The following is a 13,331-nucleotide window of genomic DNA, read 5'->3' as shown; positions in this document are numbered from 1 at the left end:
TTTTTTAGTTATTTATTTTTTATTCACTTGAATAAAATATCTTTGGCAAAAATTTGAAAAGTTATGACGGAAAATCAATTGCTTAAAATAGCACAAGATTTTGGAAGCCCTGTTTATGTTTATGATGCCGAAAAAATTGAATCGCAATATAAACGCTTAACTAATGCCTTTAAAAATGTAAAAAGTTTAAAGATAAATTATGCTGTTAAAGCATTATCTAACATCTCTATATTAAAGCTTTTACATGCTTTAGGTTCTGGTATAGATACGGTTTCATTACAAGAAGTTCAGCTTGGTTTGGCAGCTGGGTATGCCCCAGAACAAATTATTTTTACACCTAATGGTGTATCTTTAGAAGAAATTGAACAAGCTGCTAAATTGGGGGTTAAAATAAACATTGATAATCTGTCTATTTTAGAACAATTTGGTACAAAACATCCTGATATTCCTGTTTGTATTAGAATAAACCCTCATGTAATGGCTGGTGGTAATGCTAATATATCAGTTGGTCATATAGATTCTAAATTCGGAATTTCAATTCATCAAATACCGCATATTTTACGTATTGTTGAAAACACCAATATGACTATTAACGGTATTCATATGCATACTGGTAGTGATATTTTAGACATTGAAGTTTTCTTATATGCCAGTGAAATATTGTTTGAAACCGCTAAACAATTTAAAAATTTAGATTTCATTGATTTTGGGTCTGGTTTTAAAGTGCCTTATAAAAATGGTGATATAGAAACTAATATTGAAGAGTTAGGTGAAAAATTATCGGCTAAGTTCAATGCATTTTGTAAAGAATATGGCAAAGATTTAACCTTAGCCTTTGAACCTGGTAAATTTTTGGTTAGTGAGTCTGGTCATTTTTTAACTAAAGTTAATGCTGTAAAACAAACTACTTCTACCGTGTTTGCACAAGTTGATTCTGGATTTAACCATTTAATCCGTCCTATGTTTTATGGGTCACACCATGAAATTGACAATATTTCTAACCCTAAAGGTCGAGAGCGTTTCTACTCTGTTGTAGGTTATATTTGCGAAACAGATACATTTGGAAACAACAGGCGTATTAATGAAATTACTGAAGGTGACATTCTTCGCTTTAAAAATGCAGGCGCTTATTGTTTTTCTATGGCTAGTAATTACAACTCTAGGTTTAGACCTGCCGAAGTTTTATGGCACAATAACAAAGCCCATTTAATTAGAAAAAGAGAAACTTTTGAAGATATAACTAGAAACCAAATTGAAGTAGATTTTTCTTCAAAAAAGAAAAAAGAACTAGCTAAATAAATCAACAATAAACTTACTTAAAATGCTCAACTTATGTTGAGCATTTTTTTTATCCAAAGATTATATCTACATTTATGATTCCTCCCTAGGTCTTTTTAAATAATAGCAACTTAAATAAAAAGACTTATATGTGTAAATTGTGTTTCAGTTATTTTAATAGTTTTTATTACTCTCGTCACCATTTCTAATGAAAGAAGCAATTAAAATATTAATTGTTGAAGACGAGATGATTATTGCTGCTAATACATCATTACAGCTTAGTAATTTAGGTTATGATGTAACGGGTATTATACCTAAAGGCGAAGATGCCTTAGTACATATAAAAGAAAATAAACCCGATATTATTTTACTAGACATTAATTTAAAAGGCACTCTTACTGGTATAGAAACAGCCCAAATTATTCAACAAGATTTTAAGATTCCTATAATTTACGTAACAGCAAATTCAGATAACACTCACTTTAAAAAAGCTATAAAAACCAACCCTCATGCTTTTATTTCTAAACCATTTAAAAAATTAGATTTACAACGAGCCATTGAATTAACCATAAATAGAATACAGCCTGAAAAACCCCCTAATACTTCAACGCAAAAAGTAAAAGATTCATCTATCATTTTAAACGATTGTATTTTTGTGCGCCATCACGAAAAAATGGTACGAGTTAACATAAAAGACATCTTTTATATTGAAGCCGAAAGAAACTATTGCCGAATACATTGTAAAAATAAAGAGTACTTATTATCTACAACTCTTAAGGATATGAACGACAAATTACCCCACCAACACTTTATTAGGGTACACCGTTCGTTTATTGTTAACCTTTCAAATATTGATGAAATAGCCACTAGCCATATTGTTATTTCAAAAAAAGCCATTCCAATAAGTACAGATTCCAAAAAACAATTGCTACAACTTATCCAAAAAGTGTAATCAACTCCATCTCTCATCTATGAAAAACACTCTACTCTTATTTTTAATTTTAAACTTTATAGGATATAGTCAAAACACCACAATAAATAAACTGCAACAGCAATTAAACTCAGAAACAGACCCTACAAAACAGCTTGAAATAATTAGTGATATGGTAGATATTGCTTTTAACCAGGATATGAGAAAAGCATTAAAATTTTCAAAACTTGGTGTGCAATTATCTGAAAAGGTAGAAAACAAAACTTGGCAACCTAAATTTTACGAAATGCAAGGTAGAATGCATGCTAATTTGTTACAGTTAGACTCTGCTATTATCTTTTTTAACAAAGCCCTAAAAGGTTATGAGGATATTAATAACCAAAAAGGAAAAGCTACAACACTTTTTAAATTATCTTGGGTTGACAAAAAACATGGCAATCTAGATGCTGCACTACAAAAAGATCTTTCTGCCTTAAAAATAATGGAAGCACTAGATGATAAACAAGGCATTTGTAGTGGTTTAACACGGGTATCTGAAGATTTAACACGCCAAAACCGATTAAACGAAGCTTTAGAATATGCCCAAAAAGCCATAAAAATTGCAGAAGACAACCAATTAACCTCAGAGAAATTCTATGTTAATTTTAATGCCGGTAATGTAGCTATGGCAAAAAATAATTATACACAATCTTTAAATTATTATAAAAAATCTTTAACCATAGCTCAAGAACAAAACTTAGGTTTACCTACAGAATCTGATGTTACTAATGCCATTGGCAATGCTTATAAAAGACTTGGCAAATATGAAGAGGCTATAAAAAGTTATAAAATGTGTTTAGCCTTAGCAAAAAAAGCAAACTACCCCAATGCCACAAATACTGTTATTGCAAATTTAGGCGAAGTAAATATGCTTTTAGGAAACTATAAAACAGCATTAAACTATCAATTAGAAACCGTAAACCTACAAGAAAAAAACAATGACGTTTCAAATTTAATAGAAAATTACAACCACGTTAGTACCATTTATAATAAACTAGGAAACTACAAAGAAGCTTTAAACTTTAAACAAAAAGCTTATACACTTAGAGACAGTATTGCATCAATAGAAAGTGATGCTAAAATGTCTGAATTATTAACTCAATACGAAACAAACAAGAAAGAAGAAACCATTGTAATTCAACAAACTAAGATTTCTCAACAACGTTTAATTCAAACTCTAAGTTTTGGTTTGGTTGCGCTTTTACTTGGATTATTAATTTTTGGGTTTATAAGCTACCGCAATAGAAGCAAAACAAATAAACTTTTAGCTGAAAAAAATGCTAAAATTGAATTACTATTAAAGGAAGTGCACCACAGGGTAAAAAATAATTTAGAAGTTGTTTCTAGCTTACTTTCATTACAATCTGCCCAAATAGACGACCTAAACACTAAAGAAACCATGTTAGAAAATCAAAACCGAGTGAATTCTATTGGTATTGTGCACCAAAAATTATATCAAGGTGAAAAATTAGGCGCTATAGAAATGAAAGATTACGTTTTAAATTTAAGTGAAAACATTTTAGACAGTTTAAATGCTGAAAAAAAGATAAATCTAATTCTAGCAATGAATAAACTAGACTTAGATATTGATACAGCAATTCCTTTAGGTTTAATTATAAACGAACTGTTAACCAACACCGTAAAATATGCTTTTCCAGATAACAAAAACGGTACTATAACCATTAAGATGGAAAAACAAACTAATGATGTTTTACACCTAGAAGTTACCGATAATGGTATTGGTAAAACCAACGTTACACAAGGCACTGGCTTTGGTTCGCAATTAATATCCTTACTTACCCTTCAACTTAATGGCTCTATGACAGAAAAAAATAAAAATGGCACCTCTTTTATTTTTAAATTTAATCTTAAAGCCACCACTTAAAAACATAAGTAATTTATTTGCAACCACTTATAGTCTTCGGTAAATAAATTACCTCTTCTGCTCACTTTTATACCCCTTTCGTCCTTAATCACTTTTTCCTAGCTCTTTTTATGCCTTACTTAGACACAAGTTATAACACTTGAGTTAGTCATTTTTATTAAGTAACCAATCAAAAAAACAAAACCTACATGCATTGAAACTAACATATTTCAATATTAAAATGTAGGTTTTTAATTTAAAAGAAAATGAAAAAAATAGGAATTATAGGCGGTTCAGGGTTTATAGGAAGCCACGTCACCAAAATATTTTTAAATAAAGGCTACCAAGTGAAAGTATCAACTACCGATATTTCTCGTGAAGACAAATACGGACATTTAATGACACTAAAACACGCAGACAATCTGTATATAAGTGAAATGGACATTACAAACAAAACCTCTTTAAAAGAATTTGTAAGTGATTGTGATATTATTGTTCATGGTGGTACTCCATTTATTTTAGATGTTACAGACCCTCAAACGCAATTATTCAATCCTACAATTGAAGGTACCAAAAATTTTCTGGAGGTTATATCTCTTACTCCAAGCATTGAAAAAGTTGTTTTTATTGCATCAGTAGCAGGTTGGAATACAAACTTTCCGTTTCCGCCAAATGGCAAAAATTTCACAGATACCATTGATGAATCTTGCTCTCGGTTTTCAAGCACAGAAAGTCACCCGTATGCCCAAGCAAAATTTATAGCAAACCAAGTAGTAGAAAAATTCATCAATAACAACCCAAATATTCATTTTGAAATTAGTACAGTTTCTCCTGTAGCCGTTATGGGGAAAGCACTATCAAACAGAAAAGATTCTACCTCTGGAAATCTACAATATCTGGTAAAAAACAATATAGCTCCTAACAATTTTATAAAATTTCTTTTTGACAATGACGTACCATTTGCCATAGTAGATGTAGAAGACGTAGCTAAAGCCATTTACAAAATAGCAACCAAAAAAGGCCTACATGGCAAAGATTATTTATTGAGCAGTGAAACTTATAAAATTTCAGATATGCACAAAATGCTTAACCACAAACCCGCAAAAAATCATCCCCAAATCATTTATAAAAACGATTTAATTAAAACCGATTTAGGCATTTACTTTAAACCTGCAAAAGATAGTTTAAATAGCTTTTCAAATTAAACATTAAGAATAAATTAATTAACCATAAATCCAATAAAATGAAAAAACAAACATTATTATTCGTAATTGCCCTATCAAGTTTAATTACTGCATTTGGTCAAAAAAAATCAAATGGAACTGTTTATATTGAACATCCGGCCATTGAAACTGTTCAAGCCATGAACAAAGCCTTTGTAGCAGGAGATTCTACTAAAGTTGCAAGTTACCTAGCTGATGATTTTAAGGCTTGGAATGGCGTAGGTTTATCAACCAAACCTAAAGGAGAAGACAAAGCATCATTTGCCGGTTCTGCAAAAGTCTGGAATGATGTTCTTGATTATTTCTCTATAACACAGACAAAAGGAGCCTATCCAGATGCCATTGAGTATAAAAAAGATAATGACGAAGATGTAGTTTGGGTACAAAATTGGGAAGACATAAAAGGCGTACACAAAAAAACAGGTGTAAAAGTAAACATGCCGTTACACAGACTTTTTATTCTAAATAAAAACAACAAAATACAAGCTATAATAAATTATACTAACGAAAGTATTTTTGATGAAATAGGAGCCAGTTTTGTTAATAGAACTAATGGTACTATTTACAACCATCATGATAATATAAACACTATTCGTAAAGGCATGTACGCTTTTGAAAATTCAGATTTAGACAAATGCCTGAGCTATTACAGTGATAATGCTACTTTTCACAGTATTCACAGTCAAGTGGGAGAATCAACTCCAAAATCAGAAATAAAAGCTTTATGGGAACAGTTTCTAGAAAATTTTGAAATAGTAAGTATAGATATGATTGGGTATCCTGATTATTTAGAATATGAAATGGGCGAAGGACGCGAAGTATTATCTTGGTGGAACTATCATTTAATACGTAAATCTGACAAGAAAGAAATTACAGTTCCTATGCATTTTAGCAACAGTTTTGATGCCGATGGAAAAATTACTAGCGAAATGATTTATTACAGTAGAGCGTTATTAAATGCTAAATAACCAACCTGTTTAAACCAAAAGCAGCTTTCGTTGTAAAAGCTGCTTTTGGTTTCTTTTTATAAAAGAATGAATTTAACCACTAAAATTTTAAATGGTAGTATCTTACTACTAAGTATGTAAAGCTGAAATCATCTTTATTAAAAATTAAAACTTACTTTAGTAGCATGAGCGTTATAAAATCAACCCGAATTCAATCTATTGATATTTTAAGAGGTGTTGTAATGGTGTTAATGGCTTTAGATCATACAAGAGATTATTTTCATTTGGGGGCCTCTTTAGATAATCCTACAAATATAGAAACCACAACTCCTATATTATTTTTTACCCGGTTTATAACTCATTATTGTGCACCTGTTTTTGTTTTTTTAGCAGGAACCTCAGCTTTTCTATACGGTAGTAATAAAACAAAACCTAAACTTTTTAAATTCTTATTTACTAGAGGTTTATGGCTTATCTTTCTTGAAATTTTTGTTAATAGCTTTAATTGGACTTTTGATTACACTTACAGTTTAATAGTTCTACAAGTTATTTGGGCTATAGGTATAGGTATGATTGCTCTTTCTTTTCTTGTTTTTCTACCTAAAAAAGTTATTCTTGGTATTGGCATTATTCTAGTTGCGGGTCATAATCTTCTAGATAAAATTATTGCTGAAGGTAATAGCTTTCAATCTATCATTTGGTACATGTTACATCAACCTAATAGTATTCCAATAAGTGAAACTAGATTTGCTTATATTATTTATCCTGTTATTCCATGGATTGGGCTCATTGCGTTAGGATATTGCTTTGGTTCAATTTATACTAGAGGGTTTAATGCTAAAACTAGAAGAAAATGGCTACTAACACTTGGTATTGGTGCTATTACACTGTTTTTTATTATTAGAGGCACTAATATTTATGGAGATTTAACACCGTGGTCTACTCAAGAAACCCTAACAAAAACCATAATGTCTTTCTTTAAAGTAACTAAATATCCCCCATCTCTATCATACATATTAATAACCATAGGACCTTCATTACTCTTTTTATTAGCTATTGAAAAAGCTAAAAATAAAATAACCGATTTCTTTTTAGTATTTGGTAGAGTGCCTCTTTTCTATTATTTCTTACACATATTTGTAATTCACAGTTTTGCAATTATTGGTGTTATTTTATTTAATGAAGGTTGGCAAGACATTCTTTCAAACATCTCTGACAGGTCTATTATAGGGCTTGCAAAATATGGCTATTCACTTTATATTGTGTATTTGGTTTGGATAGGTATTGTTGCTCTACTCTACTTCCCAAGTAAAAATTATATGATTTATAAAGCCAGCAATAAAGATAAATGGTGGCTAAGTTATTTATAATTAATCTTTTAGTTTACCACTAAACACAGATACTTTTGAATTAAAAGGGTTACCAGAAGCTCTTCTCAACATCACTATTTGTCCACAATGCCATAACGCATCTGCAATTGGTCCGTTAATGATATTCCAAAAAGGCACTGAAGTATCTTCAAATTTAAACGTTTCACTAGCATTTTTTAATGTATCTGAAACTTTTTTAAAGTTTATTAATGTTTTAGATCTCAATTCTAAAAAGCTAAGTTCTTCTTTATTAGCATCTTTATCATTTTCTAAGACACTATTTCTTAAAAATTTAGATAACCCGTAAATATGATTGATAGTTTCTAAACTTGTACGCCCAGATTCACTTGCTTTATAAGCTAAATCTGTATCTTTTAATCCTTCGGTTGCCCAATAATATCTAAACCCTAAGCCATCAATCATTCTTGCTACTAATAAATTAGATGTATATTCTTCAGGATATTCTGGTATTTCTCTAAATGGTAAATTTTTCTCTTCTTGTGTCATTATATTTTGAGCTGAAAACAATAATACAAAACCAACAACCAACTTTTTAATATTATTCATTTTTTAATTGTTGTTTGTACAATTCAATATTAGCTTTAATATCATCATCTAACTCTGGTTCTTCAATATCAGTATATTCTTTAAGTGTATCATATATAATTTTAGCTACGATATATCTTGCCGAAGGTTTATCGTCTGCAGGAATTGTATACCATGGCGCATATTCTTTAGAGGTCCTATTAATAGCATCTTCATAACACACTTGATATGTGTCCCAAAGCTTACGCTCTTTTAAATCGCCTGGAGAAAATTTCCAATTTTTTTCTTGTTTATTTAATCGCCTTAAAAGTCTGTTTTTTTGTTCTTCTTTTGAAAGATTTAAAAAGAACTTAAATATAATAGTACCGCTTTCTGCAATATGCTTTTCAAAGTTATTTATTTGTTCAAAACGCTTGTCCCAAAATGCATCATCAATATCTTCAACAGAATTTACAGAAGGAATATTTTCTCCTAGAATATAACCAGGATGCACACGTGTAACTAATACATTTTCATAATGCGTACGATTAAAAACCCCAAATTTACCTCTTGCTGGTAACGCAATATAATGCCTCCATAAATAGTCATGCTTTAGTTCTAACTCAGTAGGTACTTTAAAACTATGTACCACAACACCTCTAGCGTTAAAATCTTTAAAAACCTCTCTTATTAAACTATCTTTTCCTGCTGTGTCCATACCTTGTAAACAGACTAAAACAGCATATTTACCGTGTGCATACAAGGTGTCTTGTAATTTCCCTAGTTTCTTCCTTATTTTTTTTAATTGTTTTTCGGCATCATCTATTACAACTTTGGTGGGTCTATCTTTTAATGAAATTTTAGAAGTTACTTTATATTCACTCATCTGTATATTTTTATTTTTTTATAAATATACTAAAACCATAATTTCGATGAAGTGCAAGCTCATTAATTATGTTTTTTATACATTTGGTTCACCTACTTATTAACCAACCCAAATACCATGAAAAACATTTTTATTGTTTTATTATCACTTTTAAGTGTTTCTAAATTTTTTGCTCAAGATTATTGTGCAGATGCAGATTCTAATCTTATTTATGCCTATTCTAATGTAAAATCTGCTTATGAATCTAATAATTTAGACCATCTTAAGTATTACTCAGAAAAGTCTTTAAAATCATTTGAAAAAGCAAAAACCAATCTAAAAAAATGTGGTTGTGAAAGTGCCTATAATTTAGCATATGATGGCGCTGAATTACTAGCAAAAGTAGAGTCTCAAGAAACTTTTGAAGACGGGCGCTTTTATGTTAAAAGAGCTAGAGAAATTGCTAAAAGCACTATTGACTCTTTGAATGAATTTACAGCAAACAACAACACAGAAGAAGAGGAAACCGATAATTTAAGTGCTTTACAAATTGAAAAGGAAAAACTTGAGCAACAACAACTTGAATTAAAGAAAAAAGAAGCTGCTATTGCCAAAAAATTGGCTGAACAAAAGGAAAAAGCAGCAATACTTGAAAAGAAAGCCCTAATTAACAAATACGAAGATGCGCTTTCTTTAAACATTGAAACTTACAATAAAATTCTAAAACAATATGGAAGTAGTTTTGAGCTTTCAATACCTAATAAAAGTGAAGACGAACTCTTAGCTAAAAATAAGGAAGAAATAACAGCTTACTTTTTAACCAACATTAAAGAAGCTACAAATTCTTACTTAGCTGAGTTAGATAATATTTAATAAAAAAGGCTCTGAAAATAAATCAGAGCCTTTTTTTATTTTGAAGCAAACAATTTTACATCTTGCTCACTAACTTCTGTTCCGCCAAGTATAATTAAACGCTCCACTACATTTCTAAGCTCTCTAATATTACCTGTCCAATCATAATCTTGAAGTAATTTTATAGCTTTATCTGAAAATGTTTTTTTAGCGGTTCCTTGTTCATTAGCTATTTTAGCTGCAAAATGATTTACCAATAGCGGAATGTCATCACGTCTATCATTTAAAGCTGGCACTTTTATAAGTATAACCGCAAGTCTATGATATAAATCTTCACGAAATTTACCGTCTTCAATTTCTTTTTTCAAGTTTTTATTGGTAGCAGCAATTACCCTAACATTTACTTTTATATCCTTGTCACTTCCAACCCGTTGTATTTTATTTTCTTGAAGCGCTCTTAAAACTTTAGCCTGTGCAGATAAACTCATATCTCCTATTTCATCTAGAAAAATGGTACCTCCGTTAGCTGCTTCAAATTTTCCTGCTCTATCTTTATTAGCGCTGGTAAAAGCACCTTTTACATGTCCAAAAAGCTCACTTTCAATTAATTCACTTGGTATAGCGGCACAATTCACCTCTATCATATTACCTTTAGAGCGTTCACTTTTTTCATGCAACCAATGGGCTACAATTTCTTTCCCAGTTCCATTAGGGCCAGTAATTAAAACTCTAGCATCTGTTGGGGCTACTTTTTCAATTATTTCTTTTATTTGAGCAATAGCTTTACTTTCGCCCACCATTTCGTATTTTTTACTAACCTTTTTCTTAAGAATTTTGTTTTCTACAACAAGTTCTTTTCGATCTAAGGCGTTTCTAACTGTGTTTAGCAATCTGTTTAAATCTGGTGGTTTAGAAATATAATCGTAAGCTCCTAAACGCATGGTATTTACAGCTGTATCTAAATCTCCATGACCAGAAATCATCACTATAGGAATTTCTGGTTTTATTTTTTTAACAGCTTCTAATACTTCAACACCATCCATTTTTGGCATTTTTATATCGCAAAGAATTAAATCGAAATCGTCTTTTTTTATTTTTTCAATTCCTACTAAACCATCTTCAGCTTCTTCTACTTGATAGGTATCACTTTCTTCTGAAAGTATTTTTACAAGCACTCTTCTAATGGCTGCTTCATCTTCAATTACTAGTATTTTAGGCATATTTAATTTTGTTTATTTCTTTATAATATGAATATCTCTTTGCGGGAACGGTATAGAAATATTGTTTTCTCTAAATAAGCGGTCTATTTCAAAACGAATATCGCTTTGTGGAATACGTGCATTAAAACTATCGGCTAAGGTAAATACTACTTTAAAGTTTAATGAACTATCACCAAAATCTACAAACTGTACTTTAGTTTCTAATTTATTTAATACTTGTGGGTGTGAGTTTGCTGCTTCTATTAACAACTTTTTTACTAGTTGCACATCACTTCCGTAAGCCACCCCTACACTAACAGACTCTCTTGTAGTAGTTCCATTTTGAGTCCAATTATACAAACTATTAGTCAAATAAAGATGGTTTGGTATTATTAAAACCTTATTATCAACAGTAACTGCACGCGTTGTTCTAAGTTTTATCTCATCAACTCTACCTACCTTACCTTCTAGTTCAATAATATCTCCTACATGAACTGATTGATCAATAAGAATAAAAATACCCGAAATAATATCTTGAAAAAGTGTTTGCAAAGCAAGACCAATACCTATTAGAAGTCCTGCCGAAGCTGCCAATACAGCATTTACATTAATGCCTACGGTACTAAATGCTATTAATAATACTATAACATAAATAAACCAACGAGAAAAAGAAAATACTGTTACAAACTTAACTTTGTCATCTTCTGGTAATTTTCTGGTAACCATCCTTCTAAACAAAGAAAGTATAATATTAGTTAAGATAAAAGAAATAAAAACTAAAAGAACAAACCCTATTGTTATTACAATTGTTCCCGCTTCATTTTCATATAACTTAATATTAATGAATTTAACAACCTCCTCAAAAAAAGAGCTTTCGTTAATAACTTCTTCTATTTTTTCTATTTTTTGAGTCATTTTAATATTTAATCCATCTTATTAACTCTTTATAGGTTGGTTTTTTACCATACATTAAAATACCAACTCTATAAATTTTAGCTGCAAACCAAACCGTAAACATAAATGTACCAATTAAAATTAACAAAGAAAGCAACTGTTGCCAAATAGGTACCCCAAATGGTATTCTCATAAGCATAACAACAGGTGATGTTAATGGAATGTATGAAAACACCGTTGAAACCGTTCCGTGTGGGTCTTCAATAACAGTAAAAATTCCTATATAAACAGCTAAAATTAAAGGCATTAAAATGGGTAGCATAAATTGTTGAGTATCGGTTTCATTATCAACTGCGGCGCCAATAGCGGCATACAGCGAACTATACAACAAATATCCACCGATAAAGAAAAATATAAAAGCTACAATTAAATTCATTAATGGCATATTCCTTAAAGCTTGTTTAAAAGATTCAAAATAAAACTCTACCCCTTGCCCTTGACTTTGTGATGCCATTTCAATAAGTTCTTGTTGCGGCATTGAAGAATCAAATAAACTTATTCCTAAAACTAGTGAAACAATAGTCATTAAAAGTCCCCCAAAAATAACCCAAACAACAAACTGTGTAATACCTGCTAAAGAAGTACCAATAATTTTACCCAACATTAATTGTACTGGTTTTACAGAGGAAATTATTACCTCTATAATCCTACTAGTTTTTTCTTCTATAACACTACGCATTATCATGTTACCATAAATAATGATAAACATGAATAATAAATAACCTGCTGCACAACCAAAAATTAGCTTTACTACACTATCTATTTTTGAAGATTCTTCGCCAAAAAAATTCTCCTGACCTATGTTTATGTGCACTTGAGATGCTTCAATTTTAGAAATATCAATATTAGCTTCCTTCATTTTTAAATTGGTAAATGCCCTTTCTAATTTACCTTCTAAATCTGAAATTATTGCTAATGAAGGAGATTCTTCAGAATAAAATTTAATGTGTTTAGAAACAGAGTCTAATTCTGTAAATTTTTCAACATGAAGTAAACCATAATTTGAGGTTTCATTTACTATATTTTTTGCTACATCTAACGATACGTTCTCTAGAATATCATAAGTTGTATGCTCTGTGTTTTTAAAAATATCTCTTACCAAACCAGATTCATCTAACACAGAAATAACCCTTACCTTTTCATTATTTAAATTTGATAAATAGGCTACTACTGCAATAAGCGCTATCATGATAATAGGGCTTAAAATGGTCATTACTATAAAAGATTTATTTTTAACCTTAGTTAAATATTCACGTTTTATGATAAGTGAAAGATGATTCATAA

General features: G+C 30.3%; 12 protein-coding genes. 7 read left to right on the top strand and 5 right to left on the bottom strand.

What is annotated here, in order from left to right; translation table 11 throughout:
- Nucleotides 1-63: 63 nt before the first annotated feature.
- From lysA to J1D01_RS14290, 6 genes are all read left to right on the top strand, one after another.
- A complete protein-coding gene (lysA, locus tag J1D01_RS14315; protein WP_421151297.1) occupies nucleotides 64-1,299 on the top strand; it encodes a diaminopimelate decarboxylase in 1,236 nt (411 codons plus the stop codon).
- Between the two features lie 187 nt (nucleotides 1,300-1,486).
- Nucleotides 1,487-2,230, top strand: coding sequence for a LytR/AlgR family response regulator transcription factor (locus J1D01_RS14310; RefSeq protein WP_421151296.1), 744 nt, complete (start codon nucleotides 1,487-1,489; stop codon nucleotides 2,228-2,230).
- Between the two features lie 19 nt (nucleotides 2,231-2,249).
- Nucleotides 2,250-4,133 (top strand): tetratricopeptide repeat protein, encoded by a 1,884-nt coding sequence (locus tag J1D01_RS14305; RefSeq protein WP_421151295.1) that lies wholly within the window; start codon nucleotides 2,250-2,252, stop codon nucleotides 4,131-4,133.
- A gap of 245 nt (nucleotides 4,134-4,378) precedes the next feature.
- Complete coding sequence (locus J1D01_RS14300) at nucleotides 4,379-5,317, top strand: NAD-dependent epimerase/dehydratase family protein (RefSeq protein ID WP_421151294.1); 939 nt, start codon at nucleotides 4,379-4,381, stop codon at nucleotides 5,315-5,317.
- A 38-nt stretch (nucleotides 5,318-5,355) separates the two neighbouring features.
- The gene (locus tag J1D01_RS14295; RefSeq protein WP_372937862.1) at nucleotides 5,356-6,303 is read left to right on the top strand and encodes a nuclear transport factor 2 family protein; all 948 of its coding nucleotides are present in this window, start codon (nucleotides 5,356-5,358) and stop codon (nucleotides 6,301-6,303) included.
- 164 nt (nucleotides 6,304-6,467) lie between these two features.
- Nucleotides 6,468-7,652: a DUF1624 domain-containing protein gene (locus tag J1D01_RS14290; RefSeq protein WP_421151293.1), complete on the top strand. Its 1,185-nt coding sequence runs from the start codon at nucleotides 6,468-6,470 to the stop codon at nucleotides 7,650-7,652.
- On the opposite strand, the gene J1D01_RS14285 is transcribed toward J1D01_RS14290, so the two are convergent.
- Both J1D01_RS14285 and J1D01_RS14280 read right to left on the bottom strand, forming a co-directional pair.
- Nucleotides 7,653-8,219: a hypothetical protein gene (locus tag J1D01_RS14285; protein ID WP_372937860.1), complete on the bottom strand. Its 567-nt coding sequence runs from the start codon at nucleotides 8,217-8,219 to the stop codon at nucleotides 7,653-7,655. It abuts the gene before it with no gap.
- Nucleotides 8,212-9,063, bottom strand: a complete 852-nt coding sequence (locus J1D01_RS14280) for a PPK2 family polyphosphate kinase (RefSeq protein WP_421151292.1) — start codon at nucleotides 9,061-9,063, stop codon at nucleotides 8,212-8,214. The genes J1D01_RS14285 and J1D01_RS14280 overlap by 8 nt, the downstream gene beginning before the upstream one ends.
- Nucleotides 9,064-9,180: 117 nt before the next feature.
- Here J1D01_RS14280 and J1D01_RS14275 point away from each other — a divergent pair, with 117 nt between their 5' ends.
- Nucleotides 9,181-9,915: a hypothetical protein gene (locus J1D01_RS14275; protein WP_421151291.1), complete on the top strand. Its 735-nt coding sequence runs from the start codon at nucleotides 9,181-9,183 to the stop codon at nucleotides 9,913-9,915.
- A gap of 35 nt (nucleotides 9,916-9,950) precedes the next feature.
- Here J1D01_RS14275 and J1D01_RS14270 read toward each other — a convergent pair whose 3' ends face one another.
- Genes J1D01_RS14270 through J1D01_RS14260 form a run of 3 tightly spaced genes read right to left on the bottom strand, consistent with a single transcriptional unit; the run spans nucleotide 9,951 to nucleotide 13,329 of the window.
- On the bottom strand, nucleotides 9,951-11,114 hold the full coding sequence (locus tag J1D01_RS14270; protein ID WP_421151290.1) for a sigma-54-dependent transcriptional regulator: 1,164 nt from the start codon (nucleotides 11,112-11,114) through the stop codon (nucleotides 9,951-9,953).
- 12 nt (nucleotides 11,115-11,126) lie between these two features.
- Entirely contained in the window at nucleotides 11,127-12,008 is an 882-nt protein-coding gene (locus J1D01_RS14265; RefSeq protein WP_421151289.1) for a mechanosensitive ion channel family protein, read from the bottom strand.
- A 1-nt stretch (nucleotide 12,009) separates the two neighbouring features.
- The gene (locus J1D01_RS14260) at nucleotides 12,010-13,329 is read right to left on the bottom strand and encodes an ABC transporter permease (RefSeq protein ID WP_421151288.1); all 1,320 of its coding nucleotides are present in this window, start codon (nucleotides 13,327-13,329) and stop codon (nucleotides 12,010-12,012) included.
- Nucleotides 13,330-13,331 lie beyond the last annotated feature (2 nt).

The organism is Seonamhaeicola sp. NFXS20, assembly GCF_049132085.1.
Classification (GTDB): Bacteria; Bacteroidota; Bacteroidia; order Flavobacteriales; family Flavobacteriaceae; genus Seonamhaeicola.
Note: the sequence above shows the minus strand (reverse complement) of the source record. Positions and strands in the feature narration are given on the sequence as shown.